The organism is Exiguobacterium sp. PFWT01, from assembly GCF_018255795.1.
Classification (GTDB): domain Bacteria; phylum Bacillota; class Bacilli; order Exiguobacteriales; family Exiguobacteriaceae; genus Exiguobacterium.
Genome location: NZ_CP073755.1, coordinates 2583673 through 2608701, shown reverse-complemented (window position 1 = coordinate 2608701; position 25029 = coordinate 2583673). Strand labels below are relative to the sequence as shown.

The 25029-nt window shown below is 48.5% G+C and carries 22 protein-coding genes, 1 riboswitch and 1 other annotated feature; of the genes, 10 read left to right on the top strand and 12 right to left on the bottom strand.

The features are described from left to right. Nucleotides 1-113 precede the first annotated feature (113 nt). Nucleotides 114-398, top strand: a complete 285-nt coding sequence (locus tag KD909_RS13545) for a hypothetical protein (protein ID WP_211781879.1) — start codon at nucleotides 114-116, stop codon at nucleotides 396-398. 69 nt (nucleotides 399-467) lie between these two features. Here KD909_RS13545 and KD909_RS13540 read toward each other — a convergent pair whose 3' ends face one another. Both KD909_RS13540 and KD909_RS13535 read right to left on the bottom strand, forming a co-directional pair. Then, complete coding sequence (locus KD909_RS13540; RefSeq protein ID WP_211781878.1) at nucleotides 468-1538, bottom strand: SDR family oxidoreductase; 1071 nt, start codon at nucleotides 1536-1538, stop codon at nucleotides 468-470. After that, nucleotides 1535-3709 carry a PAS domain-containing sensor histidine kinase gene (locus KD909_RS13535; protein ID WP_211781877.1) on the bottom strand — a complete coding sequence of 725 codons (2175 nt, stop codon included), beginning with the start codon at nucleotides 3707-3709 and terminating at the stop codon, nucleotides 1535-1537. Before KD909_RS13535 ends, KD909_RS13540 begins: the two co-directional genes overlap by 4 nt. A 126-nt stretch (nucleotides 3710-3835) precedes the next feature. Between KD909_RS13535 and KD909_RS13530 the strand changes: the two genes are divergently transcribed. After that, entirely contained in the window at nucleotides 3836-4330 is a 495-nt protein-coding gene (locus tag KD909_RS13530; protein ID WP_211781876.1) for a restriction endonuclease, read from the top strand. Nucleotides 4331-4547: 217 nt separating this feature from the next. After that, a complete protein-coding gene (locus KD909_RS13525; RefSeq protein WP_015880506.1) occupies nucleotides 4548-5030 on the top strand; it encodes an LURP-one-related family protein in 483 nt (160 codons plus the stop codon). A gap of 53 nt (nucleotides 5031-5083) precedes the next feature. Here the strand turns inward: KD909_RS13525 and KD909_RS13520 are convergent, their stop codons facing one another. Next, nucleotides 5084-5710, bottom strand: coding sequence for a DUF1836 domain-containing protein (locus tag KD909_RS13520; RefSeq protein ID WP_211781875.1), 627 nt, complete (start codon nucleotides 5708-5710; stop codon nucleotides 5084-5086). 151 nt (nucleotides 5711-5861) lie between these two features. Between KD909_RS13520 and KD909_RS13515 the strand changes: the two genes are divergently transcribed. Both KD909_RS13515 and murB read left to right on the top strand, forming a co-directional pair. Further along, entirely contained in the window at nucleotides 5862-6512 is a 651-nt protein-coding gene (locus KD909_RS13515) for a diacylglycerol/polyprenol kinase family protein (RefSeq protein WP_015880508.1), read from the top strand. A 155-nt stretch (nucleotides 6513-6667) separates the two neighbouring features. Then, nucleotides 6668-7588: a UDP-N-acetylmuramate dehydrogenase gene (gene murB, locus KD909_RS13510; protein WP_015880509.1), complete on the top strand. Its 921-nt coding sequence runs from the start codon at nucleotides 6668-6670 to the stop codon at nucleotides 7586-7588. A gap of 95 nt (nucleotides 7589-7683) precedes the next feature. On the opposite strand, the gene ald is transcribed toward murB, so the two are convergent. From ald to KD909_RS13490, 4 genes are all read right to left on the bottom strand, one after another. Continuing rightward, nucleotides 7684-8814, bottom strand: a complete 1131-nt coding sequence (gene ald, locus KD909_RS13505; RefSeq protein WP_015880510.1) for an alanine dehydrogenase — start codon at nucleotides 8812-8814, stop codon at nucleotides 7684-7686. A 132-nt stretch (nucleotides 8815-8946) separates the two neighbouring features. After that, nucleotides 8947-10170, bottom strand: coding sequence for a PucR family transcriptional regulator (locus tag KD909_RS13500; protein WP_211781874.1), 1224 nt, complete (start codon nucleotides 10168-10170; stop codon nucleotides 8947-8949). A gap of 91 nt (nucleotides 10171-10261) precedes the next feature. Continuing rightward, nucleotides 10262-10687 carry a divergent PAP2 family protein gene (locus KD909_RS13495; RefSeq protein ID WP_143180200.1) on the bottom strand — a complete coding sequence of 142 codons (426 nt, stop codon included), beginning with the start codon at nucleotides 10685-10687 and terminating at the stop codon, nucleotides 10262-10264. A gap of 119 nt (nucleotides 10688-10806) precedes the next feature. Further along, nucleotides 10807-11748: an oxygen-dependent tRNA uridine(34) hydroxylase TrhO gene (locus tag KD909_RS13490; RefSeq protein ID WP_211781873.1), complete on the bottom strand. Its 942-nt coding sequence runs from the start codon at nucleotides 11746-11748 to the stop codon at nucleotides 10807-10809. A gap of 225 nt (nucleotides 11749-11973) precedes the next feature. Here KD909_RS13490 and KD909_RS13485 point away from each other — a divergent pair, with 225 nt between their 5' ends. After that, a complete protein-coding gene (locus KD909_RS13485; protein ID WP_211781872.1) occupies nucleotides 11974-12618 on the top strand; it encodes a TVP38/TMEM64 family protein in 645 nt (214 codons plus the stop codon). A gap of 17 nt (nucleotides 12619-12635) precedes the next feature. On the opposite strand, the gene KD909_RS13480 is transcribed toward KD909_RS13485, so the two are convergent. Continuing rightward, nucleotides 12636-13919: a Na+/H+ antiporter NhaC family protein gene (locus KD909_RS13480; protein ID WP_211781871.1), complete on the bottom strand. Its 1284-nt coding sequence runs from the start codon at nucleotides 13917-13919 to the stop codon at nucleotides 12636-12638. A gap of 67 nt (nucleotides 13920-13986) precedes the next feature. After that, a riboswitch (SAM riboswitch) is annotated at nucleotides 13987-14082 on the bottom strand. 98 nt (nucleotides 14083-14180) lie between these two features. Next, entirely contained in the window at nucleotides 14181-15860 is a 1680-nt protein-coding gene (locus KD909_RS13475; RefSeq protein WP_211781870.1) for a GGDEF domain-containing protein, read from the bottom strand. Nucleotides 15861-16014: 154 nt separating this feature from the next. Continuing rightward, nucleotides 16015-16226, top strand: a binding site (T-box leader). 57 nt (nucleotides 16227-16283) lie between these two features. Here KD909_RS13475 and argS point away from each other — a divergent pair. Next, nucleotides 16284-17966: an arginine--tRNA ligase gene (argS, locus tag KD909_RS13470; RefSeq protein ID WP_211781869.1), complete on the top strand. Its 1683-nt coding sequence runs from the start codon at nucleotides 16284-16286 to the stop codon at nucleotides 17964-17966. A 535-nt stretch (nucleotides 17967-18501) separates the two neighbouring features. Here argS and KD909_RS13465 read toward each other — a convergent pair. Further along, nucleotides 18502-19080 carry a metallophosphoesterase family protein gene (locus KD909_RS13465; RefSeq protein ID WP_015880518.1) on the bottom strand — a complete coding sequence of 193 codons (579 nt, stop codon included), beginning with the start codon at nucleotides 19078-19080 and terminating at the stop codon, nucleotides 18502-18504. After that, nucleotides 19077-19568 carry a YajQ family cyclic di-GMP-binding protein gene (locus tag KD909_RS13460; protein WP_211781868.1) on the bottom strand — a complete coding sequence of 164 codons (492 nt, stop codon included), beginning with the start codon at nucleotides 19566-19568 and terminating at the stop codon, nucleotides 19077-19079. Before KD909_RS13460 ends, KD909_RS13465 begins: the two co-directional genes overlap by 4 nt. Nucleotides 19569-19636: 68 nt before the next feature. On the opposite strand from KD909_RS13460, the gene pulA reads away from it, so the two are divergent. Continuing rightward, nucleotides 19637-21634, top strand: coding sequence for a type I pullulanase (gene pulA / locus KD909_RS13455; protein WP_211781867.1), 1998 nt, complete (start codon nucleotides 19637-19639; stop codon nucleotides 21632-21634). Nucleotides 21635-21648: 14 nt separating this feature from the next. Here pulA and KD909_RS13450 read toward each other — a convergent pair whose 3' ends face one another. After that, on the bottom strand, nucleotides 21649-21813 hold the full coding sequence (locus KD909_RS13450) for a YycC family protein (protein ID WP_074034904.1): 165 nt from the start codon (nucleotides 21811-21813) through the stop codon (nucleotides 21649-21651). 130 nt (nucleotides 21814-21943) lie between these two features. Here KD909_RS13450 and KD909_RS13445 point away from each other — a divergent pair, with 130 nt between their 5' ends. Further along, nucleotides 21944-22744 carry a hypothetical protein gene (locus KD909_RS13445; RefSeq protein ID WP_211781866.1) on the top strand — a complete coding sequence of 267 codons (801 nt, stop codon included), beginning with the start codon at nucleotides 21944-21946 and terminating at the stop codon, nucleotides 22742-22744. 91 nt (nucleotides 22745-22835) lie between these two features. After that, complete coding sequence (locus KD909_RS13440; protein WP_211781865.1) at nucleotides 22836-24959, top strand: MMPL family transporter; 2124 nt, start codon at nucleotides 22836-22838, stop codon at nucleotides 24957-24959. The last annotated feature ends 70 nt before the right edge of the window (nucleotides 24960-25029 follow it).

Sequence of the window (25029 nt, the reverse complement as noted above, 5' to 3'; positions counted from 1 at the left end):
GCCTTTTTGAGTGAACGTGGTCAGGAGGCGACATGAATTTTTGATGGCCTTCATCGTATGAAATGATTGGTATATAATGGGTTGGAAAAGGAATGATTGAGGAGGCTTTTGACTTGTTATCTTGGCTTGGTATGACAAAAGGGGAGAAGACAGGACGCCCCTTCTTCGGGGACGTGTCGAAACGAGCGGTAACGCTTGTGTTACTCTCCTCGTTGATGTTGATGTCTGGTGTGAAGTCGCTATTGGTTTACTTGATTCCGACTGCGTATTTGGAGGATGCGATCGTTGCGGTTCTCCCTGGTATCGTAGGGCTTCTCGTGGCGTTGGTCTATATCCTCGTCCTCGAGCGTCTGCTTCACGATCAAGCGGTGTCTCGTAACGACGCGGATGAGATATAAACAAGTGTACGATGATTCACGGCGTATACTTGTTCATTTAATTTCAATCATAGTTGAAGCCCTGACGAATCAGGGCTTTTTGTGTGCCATGAAATAATGGACAATCTCTGGGAGGTAATCCTGGAGGTCCGGACAAACGATGCCCGTTCCGTCGAGCGCCCGTATCGTTTGTGTCGTGTCAAAGTGAACGGGATGTTTAAAGTACTCCAATAGTTCGTGAGGAACCTCGAGCCGTTTGGCCCCATTCCAAGCAGTGAATGCCGCGTCGGCAACGGCATGAGGAACGGTCCCGCGAGGAGAGCGCTGAAACATCGTCTCATGCAACATACGATACACCTCGCGTGCGCCGTGTGGGAACGGATCCGTCAAATGGAACGTCCGCTTCAGACCGTTTGGAGAATGCGCTAGGAAAGCGGTCGCTTCTACTACATAATCGTACGGAACGAGGTTTACCTCAACGTTCGCCCGCCCGATGTAGGGGAGTGGGCGCATCTGTTGGAGTTGTGTCATCAATTGTAAGACGAAATAGACACCGTCGAACTTTTTCGTTTCTCCCGTGCGACTATGTCCGATTACGATGCCAGGACGAATGATGGTGATGGGCATGCCTCCCATTTCTCGCGAAACGAGTGCCTCTGCTTCATATTTAGTCGCTTCATAATGATTTTTGAACTGGACTCTGTGCCATAACTCATTTTCATAGACCGTTCCACGACGACGTCCGGCGATATAGGCGGTACTGAAGTACACGTAACGCTTCAATTGTTTCGAGCGTTTGGCGAACGCGGTCACATGCTTGGTCCCGAGGATGTTGACGCGATAGCCGACGTCATATGGAATACTCAAGTCATATGCGGCAGCGAGGTGGAAGACGTAATGGACATCTCGTTCAATGACAGACCGCATGATCGGGTCGAGAATCACTTCGGGTAACGTGATGTCTGCTTCGACAAGGACGAGCTGATGTGGCGCAAGTGACGTCGTTGACAGTAACGTATCTCGTAGCTCTTCTGCATCACGTTTTTGATTCGGAAGATGCAAGGCGTAGATGACTCCGATTTGATGCGGTAACGAAGCGAGGTGTTCAATTAATTTTCCTGCTAAAAAACCAGGGAATCCGGTAAAGGCATAATTGTTCATGACGTTTCCTCCGCTAAGTCTAATGTGAATGTAAAAGTCGACCCTTTCCCGACTGTCGATTCCACTTCGATGCTCCCACCATGTGATTCGATAATTTCTTTACAAATCGACAACCCGAGACCGGTCCCACCAATTTTACGTGTATCCGAATTGTCGACCCGATAAAACTTCGTAAACAACTTTTCAAAGGCGTGCTCGGGAATCCCGATTCCAAAATCACGAATGGAGACATGAGCCTGATCGTGGTCTTTTCGGACCCGCACTTCGATTTCCTGTCCATTCGGAGAATATTTGATCGCATTTGAAATCAAATTGACGAGAACTTGCTCGATGCGATCTCGGTCGGCAACGAGAGGTAGGTCATCATCCGCATTATCGAAATGAATGGTATGATCACTTGTTTCGCGGAAGCGTTCAATCACTTCCAACACAAGTTCATTTAATGGGAAATGATCTTGTTTATATTCTTGGTGACCGTCTTCCATGCGTTGGATGTCTAAAAAGTCGTTAAGTAGGGCGGTCAATCGTTTCGCTTCCCGCGACATCGTCTTCAAGAAGCGCTCCCGTTTTTCAGGAGTCAAATCCCGAGCGAGCATCAATTCGATATATCCCGATAATGAGGAGAGGGGGGTTCTCAGCTCATGTGAGACCGTACTTACCAGTTCATTCTTAATCTGGTCCATACGCTCTTCTTCGGTTCGATTACGGAACACAAACAAGAAACCGCTATCCATACCGATTTGTCGTTTCGTGTCCATTGTCGTCCCGTACATCTCGTAGTACTCTTCATCTCGGTCATTCGGCTGTGGGATGGAGAAGCGCATCGACACTTCACGCGCCGTCCCGTCGAGAAGTTGATCCATCTTTCGCAGCATCTCGCTCCTGTCACGAGGACGGAACATAGAGAGGAGCGGGATACGCTCCTGAATTTTGTTTGGAGCGATGCCCGGTAAGTCCATGAGTCGCCTTGCATGGACGTTCATGAACAAGACACTCCCGTTCGATTCGGTCAAAACGAACGCTTCATTCGATGCTTGTAAGATTGACTGGATGATATCACGCTGACGGGCGATGGCATTTTTTTCGCGTTCGAGCATACGCTCTACTTTTTTACGGTCGCTGATATCACGCATGACCGCGACCCGTAACGTTTGCCCTTGATACGTCACTTCTTTTGGATACACCTCTAGTTCTAAGAACGTTCCATCCTGCCGACGACCAATCACTTCGTATGGCGTTTGAATGTGATTACGAATGCGTCGCAACACATCGGCCCGGTACCCTTCCGCGATAAACTCGATCGTCTGGCGTCCCATCATTTGTTCTGCAGGGATTTTAAAGATGGATTCCGCCGCCTTGTTCGCATCGAGAATCATTCCATCTTCATGGAATAGGACGGCTTCGATGACCGATTCAGCAAACATGCGATAACGCTGTTCCTTATAACGGAGCTCACGTTTCAACTCAATCTCGGAACTCACATCAAATACGAAGAAAAAGAAGCCGATGAGTTGTTCTTGCTCGTATACGGGATGCATGAACAATTTGCCGATGAAATGTGTCCGATCTTTACATTGAAATTTCCATTCCCGGTCTCCTTTGTCGAGTGCGAGGCGTAACATTTGTTCGAACGATAGCAATCGTTCCGTCTCATCTTGATAAGCAGAGCGCTTTTCACTTAACTCTCTCGATTCAAATAAAGCGAACGGTGTCATTTCGTAGAGCACTTCGTGGGGGGCATAGCCAAACAGTTCCGTGGCCCCCTGATTGAAACGAGTGATCAGCAGATTCGCATCCGTCATGATCATCGCCATGTCGAGTTCGGTGTGCATCATCGCCTCAAACGCGTTGTGTTGAATCGTCACGCGTGTGTCATGTGGCAGCGGCTCGATGGAAAGAATATATTGATTTTCCCACGGGATAGCGTGTACTCGCATCGTTGGTAGTTCATACATCCAAGGCAGTCCTTGTTCCATCCGACGAGATAATTCCATCGTAATGGGTGACTGATTGACCATATGGAAAAGGTTCGAACGTCTCTGTAGATTCTCGGGAAACTGCTCAAGAAACGGACGGTTTGCCTGAACGATTGTTCCATCTTTCTGTATTAACGCAACTCCGTAAGGTAATGCATGTAGTAACTCACTTTGGAGATTGGCATGATTCTCCATGAACAGTCATCCCTCCTTCGTGGTGTCAGACGAGCACATCTTCTATATCATTCGACAGATCCCCCTTTCATTTCCTGCCCTCGAAACGGTAAAGTGAGGGAGAGGACTTGGAAAGGAAAGATGGAGATGATTGGATTACTCATTGGGATTATCGGTGCCATATGTTTGTGGTGGTACGAGGCACCACTTTGGAGCAGCGTCCTGCTTCTCTTGCTTGGAATTGCGTGGTTTGTATGGAAAGTAAGGCTGTCGACTATCGACCGCATTGATCGGATGGATGGTCGGGAGTTTGAACTATTTTTAGAGGAAGTGTTCACCGCGCTTGGATATACGGTCACGGTGACTCCGGCATCGCGTGACTTTGGAGCAGACTTGTTACTGGAGACACCGGATGGATGGACGATTGCCGTTCAAGCAAAGCGTTATGAAAAGACGGTCGGACTCGAAGCGGTTCAACAAATTGCAGCGGCCGTTCCCTATTATCAAGCACACGAAGGCTGGGTCGTGACGAACTCGAATTTCACGGACAGCGCATACGAATTGGCGGCGCCAAATCAAGTTCGTCTGATTGCAAGAATGGAGCTTGAAGAACTCTTAAAAGAGGCGGGATATAAGCGATGAGAATAGGCTTGTTCACAAGTTCGACAGAATCCAAATGATGTCGAAAAAAAAGGGTTGTCTTTTTCTTTAAACGATGCAATAATCATCTTCGTCATATGAAATATGTAGTAGTTGAAACGAGATAAAAACTACACAGAGAAACGATTGGGGTTTTCAGTAATACCCGACCGTACACATACAAACAATCACGGTTGGAACGTGCTAGGAGGAAAAAGCGGTGCGCAAATTAATTTATGTAAAAGGTTGCGTCTTTACACAAGGTGAGGCGACCATTTATGACGAGACAAATGATGCGATCGGATCTGTTCACCGCGACGCGGAAGGCAGTGTCCAAGTGCACAATTTGTCTGGACGACAGATCGCTCACGGGAAATACATCCCGAACTGCCAAAAATGGGTCGTAATGAACCATGATGGACAGGCGATTGGTCAATTGAAAGACAAGTTCTCGTTATTCGGGAAAAAGTGTGAGTACAACGTCTATGAACGCGGACTCTTCACGATTCAATACGATGTGGAACGTCACAAGTTCAGCGTTCGCGACAAAGCGGGTAAACTTGTCGCGGAACTACGGAAACAAGAGGACGATACGTTCTGCTTAACGAAAGAAGCCGATCAGTTATCGATGTTCGAACTCCTTTCCGTCTTAAAGACGTTAACGGTCAAATCGCGGATGCCACTCGCAGCATCTGTCTCATAACGATGACGAGCACCGGTCAAGCGACCGGTGTTTTTTGATGCGAAAAAACCGTCTCATCGAATGAAACGGTTCAAGTAGTGCTTGGCCTCGAGTTCAAGTGTCGTCACCCGATGTGCGTATAGACAAAGCTTCAAGACATGAATGATATTTGGATGTTCATAGTTCATCTTTTCGAGCGAACGCTTCGCCCGTGTATCGAGGAGGTCAATCGGGCTCGTTGATTTCGCATACTCCGCGTACAGTCGATAAAAATCAATCGGTTTGATGAAGTCGTCTTCGTCCCGGTCAGGGTTGTTGAAAATGAGCGCCAACAAGGAACTCGTCTCTTCGAGAGAAAAAAGGTGTTTCAAGTCATCAAGGAGATAAATGATTGCCGCTTGATGCAAGGAATACTTTTTACCGATTCGTGGGACACCGATGATTTTACGGACTTCACGCTTCGTCCAGTTTTGAATCGTCGTCGCGGAGAGATGCTCGCCGGTCAATGCATTCGCGAGGGCGACGATTTGATTAATCGATAAGCCGTTCTTTTCAATATGAAACAAGTGGATTTTTCGAAGCTCTTTTGGGAAATGTTCACGCACGTCTTCAGGGAAGAGGGCGATGGCTCGCTCGATTTCTCCGACCTGCATAAAATGAAGGCAATCTGCCAAAGTTTGAATTGAAGTTGCGTCGCGCATACGGCCACCCTTTCTATCGCCAACAGCGTACGTTGGCTATACAGTCATTTGACCTCATTCTACCAAATGTTTGAAAAGTAAGCTAGGATGGGCACTGATTAAGGTATAATGACGGTATCATACACACTCTATAGATGAAGGTGGTCAAGCAATGAATGAATGGATTAGTTCGATTCTTTCCATTGTAGTCGTCCTCGTGTTTCTCGTAGGTCTCGAGCAAGTCGGGAAACGTCTGGGATGGACGGATGAAACGATTCGAAAAAGTGTACATATCGCAGTCGGACATTGGTCGTTATTAGCAGTTTGGTTAATGGATTCATGGTACGTCGCGGCAGTCCCGCTCATCTTCTTCACATTTGCGAATGCGGTCTTATTATATAAAAGCCCGTCACCAGTGCATCAAACGGAACGGAAATCATTCGGGACCGTATACTATCCGATTGCATTGCTCATTATTTTATACTTCTTCTTCGAGTCCGAGCCGATCGCGTTTTTAGCCGGATCACTCGTCCTCGCCTGGGGGGACGGGATGGCTGCACTCATCGGGCGTAAATATGGGACGGTCGTCTATGATTTATATGGCCAAAAGCGTTCTTTCCAAGGAAGCATCGCCATGTTCCTAAGCTCGTATGCTGTCTTATTTTTATTGTTTTTGTGGAATGATGTCGTCCTTTGGCAAGTGGTAACATATGGGTTTATCATTTCCATCATCGCTACGCTAACTGAAGCGATTTCATATCGAGATTGGGATAACTTTACAATTCCCATCATCGTTGCCATTGCGACATCGCTATTGCTATAAACTAATCATGAATTTGTAAGAAAAACGTTGCTTGTCACGTCCAATAATCATTTGTATACTGTGATTCGTACTGAAACCATTCAGTGACGTGCTCGGAACGAATGAGGTGGGACCGAGACACTGATTAAATAGAACATAAAGGATTGAGTGAACGCATGAGCTTTTTACAGCAACTCCAGATGATCATTCCGGCCGAGCGCGTCCTTCAAGACGAGCCGTTGTCGGCACACACGTATACAAAACTAGGCGGTAAGGCAGATTACTTCGTGGCTCCACACACGTACGAAGAAGTACAGGCCGTCTTACAACTTGCCCATCAAGAAGCGATGCCGTTTATGATTCTTGGCTTCGGTTCAAACTTGATTGTCCGCGATGGTGGCATCCGTGGAATCGTTTTGAACTTGAATGAACTCGACTCGATTCGTCGAGAAGGGAATCAAATGATTGCGCAGGCAGGAGCGGCGATTATCGACGTCTCACGTCAAGCATTAGCAGAGGGGTTATCCGGCCTCGAGTTTGCATGTGGGATCCCTGGGACGGTCGGTGGTGCCGTCTACATGAACGCAGGTGCATACGGCGGAGAGACGAAGGATGTCATCACATCTGCGACGGTGTTGACGCAGGATGGTCAAGTGCTTCATTTATCTAAAGATGAACTCGATCTTGACTACCGAACGAGCCGTGTCTCGAAAGAGGGCTTGATCGTACTCGAGGCGACGTTCGAACTAGAACCGAAAAACTATGAATTGATCAAAGAAGTCATGGACGACTTGACGTATAAACGGGAATCGAAACAACCACTTGAATATCCTTCATGTGGAAGTGTGTTCAAACGTCCGCCTGGCTATTTTGCCGGCAAGTTGATTCAAGACTCTGGTCTACAAGGCAAACGCATCGGAGGGGCGGAAGTCTCGCTCAAGCATGCGGGCTTCATCGTCAATATCGATGAGGCGACGGCGACAGAGTACATTTCACTCATCCGTCACGTCCAGGCGACCGTTAAAGAGAAATTCGAAGTGGAATTAGAGCCGGAAGTGAAAATCATCGGGGAAGATATCGCCGTTGAGAACGCATAACGTATAATAAAGAAGGAATCGGACGATGGCGTTCGGTTCCTTCTTTTTGGTATAGAGAAAAGACGATGAGACCGGGCATCTCATCGTCTTAAGGATTAAGCTTGTGTTTGTTTCGAGACTGCCTCATGGGCAGGAACGAACGGATATTCCAAATCACGTGCGACCGCTTCATACGTGACCGTTCCGTTGATGACGTTTAGGCCTTTGAGAAGTGCCTCGTTTTCAAGAAGGGCTGGGAATACGCCTTTTTGTGCACACTCGATGATATATGGCATCGTCGCGTTTGTCAGACCCATTGTCGAAGTGCGTGGCACGGCACCTGGCATGTTAGCGACAGCGTAGTGTTGCACGCCATAGCGCTCATACGTTGGCGCATCATGCGTCGTGATATGGTCGATCGTCTCACAAATTCCACCTTGGTCGATAGCGACGTCGACGATGACCGAACCAGGCGACATGCGTTGTACCATTTCTTCCGTGACGAGTTTCGGTGCTTTTGCTCCTGGGATGAGCACGGCACCAATCACAAGGTCACTCTCAGCCACTTGTTTCGCAATGTTGTATTTATTTGAGATCAACGTATTGATTGTGTTTCCGAACAAGTCGTCGATTTGACGAAGACGAGCCGGGCTAATGTCCATCAACGTCACGCTCGCCCCAAGACCAATTGCGATTCGAGCTGCATTCGTTCCAACGACACCGCCTCCGATGACCGTGACGTTCGCACGAGGCACGCCTGGGAGACCAGACATCAAGATTCCTTTTCCACCATGTGGTTTTTCAAGGATTTGAGCTCCGATTTGCGCAGCCATACGTCCTGCCACTTCACTCATCGGTGTGAGGAGTGGTAACGTGCGATCCACTTCTACTGTCTCGTAGGCGATCGCTGTAATCCCTGAATCGACGAGCGCTTTCGTTAATTCCGGCTCCGCCGCAAGGTGTAGATAAGTGAAGAGCGTCAAGTCAGGACGGAAGTATTGATACTCAGACGGTTGTGGTTCTTTTACTTTGAGAGCGAGTTCGACACCTTCCCAAACTTCTTTCGCCGTTTCAAGAATCGTTGCACCAGCATCAATATATTCCATATTCGTGAAGCCGCTACCGAGACCGGCATTCGTTTCGACGAATACATCATGACCAAGCTCCGTTAACATAAATGCACCCATCGGTGTTAAGGCCACCCGATTTTCATTGTTTTTAATCTCTTTTAATACCCCGATTTTCATGGAACATTCCCCTTTCATTCCGTTGACACAAATTGTTCACACCTCTAGTATAGACCCATTCGAAAACGCTGTCTTTATCATGGATTCTAAAAACGAAGACGCTCACTTTGTGAAAAAACACAAAGCAAACGTCTAGTCTTCTAATCGATATTGACCAGCCTTAATGGCTAAATAAATCATGGACCGTTCGGGTAAGGAAACTTGCGTGATATTCGTCAACTCTTCGATGCGGCGAATCCGATACAGAACGGTATTCGGATGGATATGAAGATGGGCGGCGACCCGTTTGACGTTCCCATCAAAATAAAAATACCACTCGAGTGTCTTCACGAGTTCGGTCTGATGGGATGAGTCATAATGTTGCAACCGTTCGACGGTCGGGTGGGTCTCAAGTCGGAGCCCGATTCGCCGAGCGAGTTCTGGGACGAGTTGATAAATGCCAATCTGCTCAAATGCACGGGAGGTCGAGAGTTCGAGCGGGAACTTGCGACGCAGCGTGGCCACCCGTCGCGCTTCTTCCGCTGCGGCATATAACATGTCACTTTCGAAAAAACGTCGACTGATGCCAAGGCGTGGTTCGGATTCGCTGAACTTGTCTTGAAGCAATTGTTCGAATCGTTCCGCCCAGGCAATGAGTGCGGTCTCTTCATCGGAGAGTTCAGACTTCATATAGTGCCAAACGAGTAGCTGTTGACCGTCGATGGCATGTAAAACGACTTCAATGGCCTCTTGCGTCGCGAGCACATAGTGAAGGCGTTCCGCAAGTTGAGGGGTGATCGGTTGAGCGCATTCGATGACCGTCAACCGACTGGCGACAGCAATCGGGGCAAGTTCGTTCAATCGTTCGCGATTGGCATCCGTGAGAGTCGGGGAAGCGAGGACATCTAATAAGAAGCGCTCGAGCTCGGCGCTGATCCGCCGCTCATGCATCGCAATGGTCATCAGTAATTTTTTGGCGATGGTTGCCCCTTCTTGCAGGATAGCTAGTTCTTGAGTGCTGAACGGATTCGTCCGAGCCAAGCTCCAAATATAGCCGAGCACTTCATCATGTTGTTTGATGACAATGGCTGCGCGTTCCCCGAGACCGACGGCGAGACGGGCCGGGATGACGACGGGTTCATCTTGGTCGATGACTTCTTGTAAAATGCCACTTTCCCATAGATCTTCGATGACAGCTTCTGGGACACGACGCCCGATGATGGTCGCAATCCTGGCCGGGTCGGTCGAATCGGGGTGGGTGCTATAGGCGAGCAATTGGTGGTGGCGGTTCTCGATCGTGATTGGTGCTCGAATCGCTTGTCCGATGGCTTCGGCGAGTGTATCGAGTGACTCGTAAGATTTCTGCAAAAAAGGCATGTCGATTCCTCCTCTCTCTTGAGTATAACTTCTTCTTTGTGAAACTTCACAAAAAGAATCAAGAGTGTGAGAAATGACATACCTTGGTCCGTTACATTGGGAAAAACAGTCCGACGACGAGACCGAGTAGCGCTCCGACAATGACCTGGAACGGCGTATGGCCGACAAGCTCATTCAAGAGCGGGGTCTCATGTTTAATTCCTTTGAAATAATCGTTCAAGAGCCGTGCTTGGAAACCGACCGCCTGCCGGACTCCGGTCGCATCATACATGACGATGGTGGCGAAGACGACAGCAAGAGCGAATAGGCTCGAGTCGATGCCTTCCATTCGCCCGATCGCCGTAGCGAGTGCGACGACTGTGGACGAGTGCGAACTAGGCATACCACCTGAAGCGAACATGATTTCAATTTCAAAATCCCGTGTTTTAATGAGTTCAGTTACAAGCTTGGCCGCCTGGGCGATAAACCAAGCGAGAATCGCGGCGAGTAAAGGTTCGTTAAACATGCGTGCATTCACTTCCTGTCTGACATAGTATCTTCACTATACCCGAAAGAGGCGCAAGCTAGACGTTAAGATTTCGTCAAAAAAAAGATGTCCTGGATGCGTTCTCCAAGACATCTTCTGGTCGATTTTTGTTACCCGACTACTCCTTCAGTTTCCTGAAGTTTCTCTGCAATGTTATCGATGATATAACGGTTGCGTGGGTGTTCTTGACACTCCTTCGAGCATGAACGCATTTGTTTTGGTTCACACTCTTCACAACAGAAATGTTGTGCATTGCACTCCGGGTTGGCACAATTAACGTAACGAACCGTCTTTGTCCCACAGTGCATACAGTGTGAGACGACAGATGGGTTCACGGAGTTGACCGGAACATTGATCCGCTCGTCAAAGACGTATAGCTCTCCTTCCCAGTCTTCTCCTTTTGTCGCTTCATCTTTACCATACATCGCGACGCCACCTTTAAGGTGGAAGATGTTGTCGTGACCTCGGTCACGCATATATGCTGTAAATTTCTCGCAACGGACGCCACCGGTACAGTACGTGAGAAGTGTTTTCCCTTCGTAGAGGTCCTTGTTCTCTTCGAGCCATTCTGGCATGTAACGTGAAGCCTCTACATCGATTTTGATCGCATTTTTAAAGTGACCAAGTTCGTACTCGTAGTTGTTACGAACGTCGAGGATGACGACATCATCACGATTCATCATCTCTTTCCATTCTGCTGGTTCGAGGTATGCACCGTGTTGTTTCGGTACATCAAACTCGCCATCAAAGCGCCACGTCACGAGCTCTTTCTTGTGACGGACAAAAATTTTCTTGAAGGCATGCTCTTCGACTTCATCGATTTTGAACTCGATATCGCTGAAGAGAGGGTTTGCTTTCAAGTCATTCATGTACTGCTCGGTTTGCTCCCAAGTACCAGAGCACGTCCCGTTGATTCCTTCGGAGGAAATCAAGATGCGTCCTTTGATGCCGAGGTCCTTACAATACTTCAAATGTTCTTGCGTGAGTGTTTCTGGGTCTTCGATGTTGACGTACTTATAGTACAGCAAGACCCGCATTGGTTTTGTTTCCATGTTGTGTTGCTCCCCTGTGTTCAGTTTTTTGCAGGAAAACGAACGTTGGGTTGTGTCGTTCGACGAATAGACTTGCCTGCAACCACAAGTCCATTATTATATGATAAATATCACGACGAATTTTCGCAAATGGTTTTTAATTTTTTTTGACGAATGCAGGGAGATGCGTCTTGAAAATTGAATTCGGGTAATAGAGTAGTAACGAAAGTTGAAGGTGGAACGACTATGCTAAATTCTCTCCAACAGTACATCATCCAATTGATTGAATGGCTTCAAAGTTTGCCTGGTGGTCCATGGGCCGGTCTAGGTGCGCCGTTTTTAGAAGCGATTTTTCCATTTTTACCACTCGTATTAATCATCTCTGCGAATGCGGCGACATACGGCTTTCTGTTAGGGGTCCTCTTATCCTGGATTGGGAACCTTCTTGGAACGATCGTCGTTTTTGCAGCCGTCCGTTATGTGTTCCGCAAACCGATGACACGCTGGCTCGAGAAACATAAGGCGGCGGTCTATTGGTTAGAACGCATCAATCATATGAGTCCGATCTCACTCGGATTCTTATATTCACTCCCATTCATCCCGGTCAGTTTGATCACCTATTTATTGGCGCTCATTCAGATGCCGCTCCGTACGTTCATCATGGCGGCAGGATTCGGGAAACTGCTCGTCGTCGTCATTTTCTCGGTCATCGGGGACCAATGGGAAGAATTTATCCAAAGTCCGTTTCGTTTATCGATGCTCGGTCTGCTCCTCATCGTATTATGGGCCATCAGTCGAGGACTTGAAGAAGTGCTAAAACGACGGGCGTTCAAGAAACGCAACGAGAAGTTGAAACAAGAAATGGTCACTAAACGACAAACACCCCTTTGAACAAGGGGTGTTTTCACTTATGACTGTTTTTTGAAACGTGGGAAATTGAATGCGATGGCGATTCCTCCACAAATAAAGAGGAGGAATGGATAGAACATGAACGGGACGAGGTCCGGCGATGCGGTCTTCGTCAATTCGGCAGCGATGAGGAGTTGTGCTCCATATGGGAGAATCCCTTGTACACCACATGAGAAGATATCGAGTACGCTCGCTGATTTCTTCCGTTCGATGTCATATTCGTCCGCGATGTTCGCTGCAAGTGGTCCGGCTACGAGAATGGAAATCGTATTGTTTGCCGTCGCTACGTTTGTCGCACTGACGAGACCAGCGATGCTCCACTCGGCACCGGCACGTTTTTGAATACGAGATGTCAACGCGTCACGTAAATACGTGAGTCCGCCGTTGTGTGAGATGAGTCCGACGAGTCCACCCATGAGTAACGTCAGGAATGAAATTTCGGCCATGCCCATCATCCCGTCCGCGATGGCTGTCACAAACGCCGTGACGGATAGGCTTCCATCCAGGAGACCGATGATGCCGGTGAGCGTGATGCCACCTAACAGAACCAAGATGACGTTCAATCCTGTCAATGCGAGTCCGATGACGGCAAGATACGGAATCAGTTTGTACCATTCGAATGCGGCGACATCGACCGTGGACTCCCCATTTGACAAGGCGGCGAGTAAAACGGTCGTGATGATGGCGGCCGGTAACACGATCCAGAAGTTCGTGCGGAACTTATCGCGCATGTTCGTTCGTTGTGTCCGGACGGCAGCGATCGTCGTGTCCGAGATGAACGAGAGGTTGTCCCCGAACATCGCCCCTCCGACAACGGCCGCGGCAGCGATGGCGACATTAACGCCGCTCTCTTCATGAATACCAAGGGCAATCGGCGCAAGTGCCGCGATTGTACCCGTCGACGTTCCCATCGCCATTGAAATGAAAGCGGCGATGACGAAGAGTCCGCTCAAGAGAAGCGATGGTGGTAATAGAGTCAAGGCGGCGTTGACCGTTGCATCGATTGCCCCGATGGCTTCCGCTACCGTTGAAAAGGCGCCAGCCAGTAAGAAAATGAAAATCATGATGATGATGCCCGGGTTCCCGGCTCCTTGCGCGATGCGCTCGACGGTTTGGGTGGCACTTCCTTTTGTCATGAATGCCGCAACTATCAAGGCGATGATGGCCGCAACGAGTACCGGAAACTTATAGAAGTCTCCGTAATAGACACCCGCTCCGATGAAGAAGAGTAAGAAGACGAGTAATGGCAAGAGTGCCCATTTGTTTGCTGTTGGTTGTTCCAAAATAATCACCTCACTAAAAATAAAAAGGACCCTTTCTTAAGAAAAAGGTCCTTCGTGCGAAATACCCTTTTCATCTTTCGAGCAATACGCCCGCTGGATTTGGCACAGGTTCCCCGCTGCCGAGACTTCACAGGGCCAGTCCCTCCGTCTCTCTCGATAAAAAGTGAATCTATCCAATTAGTAAACACGTTCCCTAACGTACCTGTTTCAAATCCGCTTGTCAACTTAAAAACTCCCCAATTCGATGTGAGAAAGGGGAGTTTACGTCGTTAAATTGTTGAAGTGCGCCACGCGGTTACGTCCCGCGTATTTCCCACCGACATATAGGGCACGGTCCGCGTTTCGAATCGTATCGTCTAAGCGCTTATTTCCAAACGCATCGATTGTATCGACCCCGATGGACGCGGTCACAGAAACCTCGTGATGATCGACAAGGAACGGTTTCGCTTCGATTTGCTGGCGAATTCTTTCTGCAATGTCAACGGCTTGAGACATGTCACAATGATTGAGAAGCAAGATAAACTCTTCCCCACCATAACGGGCGGCAAAGTCATCAGCGCGAAGGGCTTGCCGGATACGTCGACCAAATTCCTGCAACACTTGGTCACCGACTTGATGGCCATACGTATCATTGATTTTTTTAAAGAAATCGATGTCGAGCATGGCGACCGAGATCGGATACATCGAGATGTCGGATATTTGTTGAATCCCGTATTCGTAGAAGGCGCGGGCATTGGCGAGGAGAGTCAAACTATCCGTCCGGCTCTCGGTATACAGACGATCTCGTTCATGACAACGGCTGATGGTCCGGTTGAACGACTTGAGCAACTTGAGGATTTCTAGTTGGATAATCTTCGGATACCCATATACAGGTTCTCCTGTCATCACGATCCATGTTCGGATTCCCTCGATTTCTTCCGAACGAATTGAGACGAAGCTATGGTAGTCGTCATGGAAAGCGTCAGACAATGAAGCATCCCACTCAAATCGCATCTCGTAGTCAAGGACAGGCTCGACAGGTTGACTGATGTCCAGTAGCGCAAATACGACGGGACAATCAATCGGTTGACGTGTCTTCAAGTCGAAATAGAGTGTGCGATCAAACAACTTGAACTCGATATATCCTTCATCGTAATGGTTCAATTGTTCACACTGACTTAAAAAGACTTCGATGGCTTGTGCTTCGCTCTGTGACAAAGAGACGGCTTCTTTCGCTTCGTCGTACTGTTCAATTAGAGATTTATACGCATCCTGTCGTCCCTTTTGAATGAGGAGTCGTTTGATGAAGAAGGTCAACGCTGCCGCGATGCTACTGACGACAAGTAAATTCGTCTCTCGGAAGAACGCTGCCGCTAAGATGAAGATCAAACTGACGACATATGTGTAGAAAGCGATTTTCATGAAGTCGCTCAATGCGATATCGACGCGGAACCACCATCTCACCTGATATTTTTGAAATACGGTATTTAACAAGATAGCAAAGAATAACCCGGCAAGCGGTACAAACGATTCTTGCGAATAAAAATCAAGGCCGGTTACCCCACCGAGGGCGAGATAGACGGTAGCGGGAATGACAATTTCTAAGTATGCCGTAATCGCGTTCCACGGATAGGTGAAGCGGAATCGGCGTATGGCGACTTTTGGTCTCAAATTGGCGAACTGAAAGACGAATAATCCAATCTGGTTGACGATGAGTGCTGTTTCAAATCCAAAGAATAGAAAAAGAATTAATACGATACTCTCAGAGAATGTGAAGTACACACCTTTGACTTCGATTGAATCGAGTTGAAAGATGATGACGAGTAATGAGATTAAAATAAAGGACAACGGATCGATGGTCGGGGCGTGCAGCACATCCAATGCAAATAATCCGATGGTGAAGCAGAACAAAACACTCCATATACTCCAACCGAGCACGGACATCTTGCGAAAGTGGTTCATGTGTTCCCTCCTAGCATGGGACATTTCAAGATATAATAGTAAAGATTCGTCATGATTTCGTGCGAGTCCTGCCTTTCTTTTATCATGCTTGAATTCTAGCATTGAGTATACAGGGAATATCCTCTATAATGAAGTTGCTTTTCAACCGCATAGACGAAAGTCGATGAAAAAGAGAGTAACGATGGTTTAGTCAACAAAGCGACCTGGGGATTGGTGAGAGCCTGGGCTGACAAACGTCGCGAAACGCACTTTTGAGATGCTATCCGAAACGAGAGTAGGCATAGCCGGAGGGAACCGTTATCACCATAAAGCGGTCTGCATCATGCAGGCAAGAAGAGTGGTACCGCGGGAATTCCCGTCTCTTTGCATCTATGCAAAGGGCGTTTTTTTTATGAGTTGTTATTGAAGAAGGAGGACATACAGATGAGTTATGAACGCAAGTATGCAGAAGCACTATCCCGTGTCATCGGTGAAGAACTCACGATTGACCAAATTGAAGCATTGATTGAGAAGCCAAAACACGAGGCGCACGGTGACCTCGCGTTCCCGTGTTTCCAATTGGCGAAAGCTTACCGGAAAGCACCTGTCATGATTGCGACAGATATCGCAAATGAATTGAACGATGAATTGTTCACGAAAGTGGAGGCGGCGGGACCTTACGTCAACGTCTTCTTGAGCCGTGATGTCGTATCAAAAGAAATCATCAACACCGTACTTGAGGAAAAATCGGAATATGCGACACACGAAGCACGCAATGAAACGATTGTGACGGACTTCTCGTCACCAAATATTGCGAAGCCGTTCTCGATGGGTCACTTGCGTTCGACGGTGATTGGGAATGCAATCAACCAAATCGCACGTAAAAACGGATATGACGTCGTCGGCGTCAACCACCTTGGAGACTGGGGCACTCAGTTCGGGAAATTGATGGTCGCCTACAAGAAGTGGGGCGATGAGGAAGCGGTACGCGCCAACCCGATCGCAGAACTCTTAAAATTATACGTCCATTTCCACGAAGAGGCGAAGACACAACCAGAACTCGAAGACGAAGGTCGTGCTTGGTTCAAAAAGCTTGAAGATGGTGATGCGGAAGCGACAGAGCTTTGGCAGTGGTTCCGTGACGAGTCACTTAAAGAGTTCCAAAAAGTATATGACCTCCTTGGTGTGAAATTCGAAAGCTTCAACGGGGAAGCGTTCTATAACGATAAAATGGCACGCGTCGTCGAGATGCTCGAAGCGAAAAATCTCTTAGTCGAAAGTGAGGGCGCGATGGTCGTCTCGCTCGAGGAAGAGAACTTGCCACCTTGCTTGATCAAGAAGAAAGATGGCGCGACATTGTACGCGACACGCGACTTGGCAGCAGCGATCTATCGTTACGAGACGTACAACTTCGTGCAAGCGAACTATGTCGTCGGTGGCGAACAGGCCCTTCACTTCAAACAGCTCTTCTCTGTCTTGCGTAAGCTTGGATATGACTTTGTTGATGGCATGCATCACGTACCGTTCGGCTTGATCTTGCAAGAAGGGAAGAAGATGTCGACACGTAAAGGACGCATCGTCCTTCTTGAGGAAGTGTTGAAAGAGGCGATCGAAAAAGCGCAGGCGAATATCGAGCAGAAGAATCCGGATCTTGCGAACGCACAAGACGTTGCCCGCATGGTCGGTGTCGGCGCGGTCGTCTTCCACGACTTGAAGAACGAACGCATCAACAACATCGAGTTCGATCTCGACAGCATGCTCAAGTTTGAAGGGGAGACAGGACCTTACGTCCAATACACGAACGCTCGTGCGAACTCACTCCTTCGCAAAGGAAACTACGATGGTTCACCGTTCACTGGTGCAGATGATGACTACTCATGGGGTGTCGTCACGATGCTCAACGCGTTCCCGCACGTCATCACGCGTGCACATGAACGCCGCGAACCATCCATCATCAGCCGCTACGTACTTGACCTCGCGCAAGCGTTCAACAAGTATTACGGTCATGTTCGTGTCTTAGAAGAAGATGCAGGCAAACAATCGCGTCTCGCACTCGTGAAGGCCGTGACGCTCGTATTGACGGAAGGACTCCGCTTACTCGGTGTCGAAGCTCCGGAAGAAATGTAAGACAGACGAAAGGACCTCAAAAAAATTGAGGCCCAGCTTGTTGACTAACATAAATCATATCGCTCGCCTTTCCGGCGCCCACGCTTTCCGTAGGCAATCCCGGAGCCGCATCGCGACCTAGGTCGCTGCTGGGTCTCCGTCGGATTGCTTTCCTGTCGGAGTCGGGACGCCGTCGGGCGAGCAACGCAAACGGTCGTCATCTGACGGCCGTTTGTCTTTTTCTAAGGCCTCGATGGCCGAAAAAATCATCAAAATAAGGAATCCGACATGTAACGCTTCAATCCTGAAAACGACATGAAGCGAACCAGACGGAATCGAGAAGGTTCAACGCGCCAATCTGGCTTCAGTCACTGTACAAAGCATAAAAAGTTGCCTAACCTGTTGATTGGAAAGGACCGTCTCATAATACGTCTTCAATTTCTTGGGGCAGAACGCCCCAAGAAATCGAAACCCACAAAAAAAGATGAACCAGATTGCAAGATGCAATCTGGTTCATCAACAGCCTGGACCTCAAAAATTGAGGTCCTTTTTGTATTCACGCTTTCATCCGCGTCACCGTCCGGGCTTCCGTATCATAGAGACACCATTCCCGATCGAATATGACAGCACCGACGTTGATGACATATCGTTTTTTCTTCAAATGGAACGGTGTCCCGATTTCCCACGGCAAGGATTTTCCTTTTCGGTAAATCCCGGGGATGTGACTATGTCCGATGAAGACGAGTGGATATTTTCCTTTCTCGACAACCGGTTCCCAGTCTTCGTTCCATTTGACTTGATGCCCATGTAAAAAGCGGGCTTCCTCGAGAGTCGTCTGTTCCGGCAACAGAGAAATCCGTGTTTTCACAGGGTGGTCGATGACGAGCACCTCGTCGATTCGCTCCTCCTGATTACCACGAAGACTCGGGAATGTCAGCAATGCTTCGTAATTCGGGTCGTACGTCACGACGTCTTCTACATGATGAAAGCGCTCGTGACGTCGTTTTTTCCCGATGTGGCATTCATATAGATCCCCGAGACAGAGAATATGCTCGGTTTCGCGACGAACGTCATCCAGGACGGCCTTTAAATCATCAAACGAACCGTGCGGGTCACTGATGATGGCGAGTTTCATCGGAAGTTCGTGAATTGGGCATCGACGGACAATTCAAGTTCACGTACGAGTTGCATGACGGTCTGAAGATCGTCACGTGATTTCCCCGTCACGCGGATTTGATCGTCTTGAATTTGCGATTTGACTTTAAGTTTTGATTCCTTGATGGCGTTATTGATTTTTTTCGCGTCATCTTTGTCGATTCCGCTCTTTAGTTTCACACGTTGGCGAACTGTCCCGCCGAGTGCATTCTCTACTTTTTGATAGTCGAGGTTTTTTGTCGGGACACCGCGCTTGATCAATTTCGTGATCAAGACGTCTTTTAATTGCTCGAGTTTGTAGTCGTCATCCGAGATGAGGACGAGGTCGCCATTGTCGAGCGACATCTCACTCTTTGAGCCTTTAAAGTCGTAGCGGTTCAAAATTTCCTTCTCCGCGATTTGGATCGCGTTCTTCACTTCTTCAAGATTCATTTCTGACACGATATCGAAAGAATTGTCTTTTGCCATGTTTCATCCATCCTTTGTGTGGTTTTGTTATAATGATAGCAGATTTGAAGCAGTGAAGGAGTGAAGAGATGGAACGTACAATGGATCAACACACACATGTAGACTTAGATCACGTTGCCTATCACGGGAAAGACCTAGGGGTGACGTTCAAAGGGGAGCAGATTCGACTACGCGTTTGGTCTCCGGTAGCGGAACAGATGTCGGTCAAGTTATATCGAACAGCCCGTGCCCGGAAGTTTGATCGGCTCGAGCTCGAACCGGCTGAGAAGGGGACGTGGGTGATCGAACTCGACCGTGCCTTATTCGAAGGTCAATTTTATGTATTTGAAGCGCTGATTGATGGGAAAAAAGTAGAGTCGCTCGATCCGTATGCGAAAGTCGTCGGAGTGAACGGGAAACGAGGGTGTCTGCTTGACCCGGCATCCTTGAACCCGGACCATTGGATCAAAGAACGTCCGCTATTCAATTCTTCACAAGAGGCGGTCATCTATGAGGCGCACGTACGTGATTTGACGAGTCACCCGGAGAGTGGGGCGACGCACCGTGGGAAGTTCTTAGGGATGACCGAGACAGGTACGACGACCACGAGCGGTTACCCGACCGGACTTGATTACATCACCTCGCTCGGAATCACACATCTTCAATTAATGCCGTTCTTTGACTACGGCTCGGTGAATGAGTCACGTGAAGGGGAAGACAACTATAACTGGGGCTACGATCCGGTTCATTACTTTGCGGTTGAAGGTTCTTACGCCTCGTCGGCAGATGACCCGGCGTCGCGAATTGTCGAATTGAAGGCAATGATTCAAGCGCTCCACGATCGGGGCATCCGGGTCATCATGGACGTCGTCTTCAATCATACGTACGATGCGTTGACGACACCGCTTGGTCAATTCGTCCCGGATTATTACTATCGCTTAAATGAAGACGGGACACTCGCGGATGGTTCGGCATGTGGGAATGACACAGCCTCTGAGCGTACGATGATGCGTAAGCTCATGGTCGAGTGTGTCACGTACTGGGCGAAAGAATTCATGATTGACGGGTTCCGTTTTGATTTGATGGGACTCCATGACGTCAAAACGATGAACCAGATTCGGAAGGCGCTCGATCGCGTCGACCCATCGATTCTCGTCATCGGGGAAGGCTGGGACTTGGATACGCCGCTCCCGGTTCGTAAAAAAGCGAATCAACATAATGCGCATAAGATGCCACGCATCGCCCAATTCAATGATGGGATTCGAGACGGTGTCCGCGGAGACGTCTTCATCGAAGACTTACCGGGCTGGGTGAGCGGCAACACGGACATGACAGCAGACGTGAAACGTGGGATTGCTGGTGGCATTACGAGCCAAAGTTTCGCTGATGAGCCGAACCAGGTCGTCAACTATGTGGAATGTCATGATAATTTGACGCTTTGGGACAAGTTGTCCGTGACGAATCCGGAAGATGATGAGACGACACGTCGCCGTCGCCACCGTTTGGCGACATCGATTGTGCTCCTGAGTCAAGGGATTCCGTTCCTTCACAGTGGACAGGAGTTCTTCCGGACAAAAGACGGGGATGAGAACAGCTTCAATTCAGGCGAAGTCGTCAACCGTGTGGACTGGAACCGGGCGGAGCAAGAAGCGCCAAGTGTGGAATATGTGAAAGGTCTCTTGCGTCTGCGTAAGCAGTATCCGCTCTTCCGACTCGAAAACACGGAACAGATTCGCAAACACTTACGTTTCTTTGATGAGGCAGAAGGTGTGATTGCATTTGAATTGAGCCGTCATGTGGAAGGATATGTAGAACGACATATCGTATACCACAATGCACTCGAGGAAGCGGTTGAGGTCAAACTTCCGTCTGGCAAGTTTGAGGTGAACGTAGAGGATCATACCGTTAATTTGACGGCACCACGTCAAGTCGAGGACCGTCATATGACGGTTGCCCCGCTCTCGACACTTGTCGTGACCGAGCGTCGCCCAGATTACAGCAAGTACGCTGTTGCCGGTGGTGCGGCCCTCGCTGTAATCGGTGGTCTCTGGTATGTATCGAGAAAGCGGAAACGCAAAGAGCAGTAACCAAAAAGGAGACGTTAATCCGTCTCCTTTGGTGTGTCTTCCTCTGTTTGAGATGCCTCGAGTTGCATCATTTTTTGAACGAGGATGTGTTTTGGCATATGCATCAGTTCCTCGAGGGGGACGTTTAATTTTTTTGCGAGTTCAACTGCGGTCTCTGGTGATAGTTGTAATGGACGCATGGAAGGTCTCCTTTCTAAACGATATGTCTTTACCGTCAGTATACAGGAAAATCGAAAATGTGTTGAATGAACACATTCAAAATCGAATTTCGTTTCGGTCGTTGCTAAGCTGAAACTAGGAAGTGATCAAATGTACAAACAAACAGCAGACTTTCAATTTCATCAAACGATCGAATGGCTAGAACGTGTCGGTGAAGGTTGGATGTTGTACTTGGCGCAAACTGGATTTTTGTTCTTTGACGAGTCGTCTCAAATTCGCTGGGAGATCGACTGGAAATGGACACCATGCGCCCTATATGTGGAGCCGAATGCAAGGCGTGCCGTAGCATGGTTCCAGGAAAAAGGACTTTACGGAGTCATTGATTTACAACGAGGACAGATGGAGACGCATGCGATTCCTCAACGATTTAACGGAGACTGGTTTAGCAATTTGCACTATTGGCAAGGCGATGACATCTTCTTATATTCAGCCGAATCGGATGTCGTAGCCTTGAACCTCCATGATCATACGTTTCGATATAGCTGCTATGAAGAAGTCCCTGTCTTTGGGAACATCATCGAGCTAGCGTATCAAGGGACGTATGATTTTGAACGATTCACACCTGAAACGTGTGTGACATTGTTCGATGAACGAACTCATCATTTTTTAGTTGAAAATGTGAAGACGAACGAAACATGGCGCATTCCGTACGAAGGTGACCGCGACACGGTCATTCTCGATCAAGTGGGAGAAACGACGGCGATCACATCGACAGAGTCGTTCCAACTGTTTCATCGAGAGGAAGAATTATTTTGTTCAAGCGTGTGTGCAGACAATCAATTATTGAAGGTAATGCTGTTAGATGAACGAGGGGATCGACTCGTCGTCTTGTCCGCACCACCTCGATTTTGTCATAGCTGGCTTCAAGTCTTTGAACGACAAGAGTCCTGAACCGAACCTAGGTTCAGGAATTTTTTGTGAAGTGATGATGAATGAATCGAGAAACGGGAAGTAGATGGATAGACAGGGAGGAGTGACATCAATGGAATGGTTAGGTAGGCAGTTGGTTCGTTTTCGGTATGGCGTATTACTCATATGGGCGATTTTACTCGCGGGTTCAGTTTATTTCGGGCTACAGCTCCCGGGTGAGTTGAGAGGAAACGGATTTGCCATTCAAGACGGACGTTTCCAACAGGTAGAAGATCAGTTGAATGAACGATTTGATCGAGCAGGTGCTTCAATGATCGTCTTATTTGAAGGAGGAAATCTGGAGGCGGTCATGGAAGAACAACAAGACCGCTTTGAAGCGATTCCTTCAATTGACGGCGTGATTACCCCGGCGGAGAATCCGGACGCGCGTTCAGGGGATGTGTCCTATTTCGTGCTGGAATTCGAAGATTATGATGCGGCGGAATCCTCGATCGATGCCGTGCGGGACGCACTCATCGTAGATACAGATACCGAAGTCCGTTTGACGGGAGAACCGGTATTTGCGGACGATTTAAACGAAGCTTCGAAGAATGACTTGATTCGAGCGGAGTTGATCGGGATTCCGGTCGCGCTTGTCGTATTGTTGCTCGTTTTCGGCACGCCGCTCGCCGCGCTCATGCCGTTACTCGTCGGGTTGATTACCTTTATTGTCGCAGCGGGATCGCTATTCTTTTTTGCACAAAACATGGAATTATCTATCTTTGTTCTCAATGCCGTCGCCATGATTGCGATTGCGCTCGGGATTGATTTTTCACTGTTACTCGTCAATCGGTATCGAGAAGAGTTAACACGCGGGCAATCGAGAGAAGAGGCGATTGTCCGGACGGTAGCGACGGCGGGACGCTCGATTCTCTTTTCAGGTCTATGTGTCTTTGTCGGATTAGCCGGACTCCTATTTATTCAAGTCGATGTCTTTCAGGCGGTCGCGCTCGGTGCCCTCATTGCCGTCGCGGGGGCCGTGCTATCGGCACTGACTCTGTTGCCGTCGTCGCTTTACTTAGTCGGTGACGCCTTGAATAAAGGACGAATCATCAAGACAGATGAGACGAAATCTGAAAAGCGCTGGCAAAAACTTGCTCGCTTCGTGATGAGACGTCCGGTGACGATGACGCTCATTGCCTTGTTGATCCTGCTCCCGAGTCTTTGGTTCGTGCGCGACCTAGAGTTGAACATTCCGGACGCCGATGCGCTCCCTACCTCATATGAATCACGAGCGGCACTCGAACGATGGGACGATGTGTTTGGGGATAACTCGACCGATGCGGTCCTTCTGTTTGAAGCGAACGATTTGACCGATCCGATGATTTTAGAGGAATTGACGAGTCTCACAGATGAGTTAAACGAGGTCGATATTGTCGATAATGTCTCGACTTTCTTAACGACATCCGGATTGACGCCTGAGACGTTTACGCAACTCGCCGAAGCGGCGCCAGAACAACTCGCCCCACTTGAGCGACTTGTGACCCTTGATGGGAATACAGATTTGGCGCTCGTGAATGTCAGCTTCGATGTACCTCCGAGCGACAAAGAAGCGCAAGCATTCGTACGCGATTGGCGAGACAAAGGGTTTGAAGTCGGCGGATCGGCAGCCTTCAATGAAGAGATTTATGATGAGATTTATGACAGCATTCCCTATGCGGTCATCACCGTCATCTTGGCAACCTTCTTCATCCTCATGTGGGCGTTCCGATCCATCTTGATTCCAATCAAGGCGATTCTTATGAACGTGCTTGGTCTTGGGGCGACGTTCGGTTTACTCGTCATCATTTTTGAATCAGGTTATGTGTACGATGCAGAAACAATCAGTATTTTGACACCGGTGTTCATCTTCTCACTCGTCTTTGGATTGTCGATGGACTATGAGGTGTTTCTCGTTTCGCGAATCGAGGAATATTACCGCGAGACGGGCGACAATGACTATGCGACGGAGATGGGGCTTGCGAAGACGAGTAAAATTATCACTTCAGCCGCCATCATTATGATTGTCGTGACCGGTGCGTTCGCCTTTACGGGCGTGAGTCCAATTAAACAGCTTGGTGTGGGGATTGCGCTCGCCATCTTCATTGATGCGACCATCATCCGGATCCTGCTCGTTCCGTCCCTCATGAAACTGTTCGGGGATTGGAACTGGTGGTGGTTCGGAAAGAAAGATTTACCGAAACGTAACATGCACTAAAGGTAAAATTCATGAACTGAATCAAAATGTGTGGTAAACTACGTACAAGATTACGCGCAATTTGAGAAAG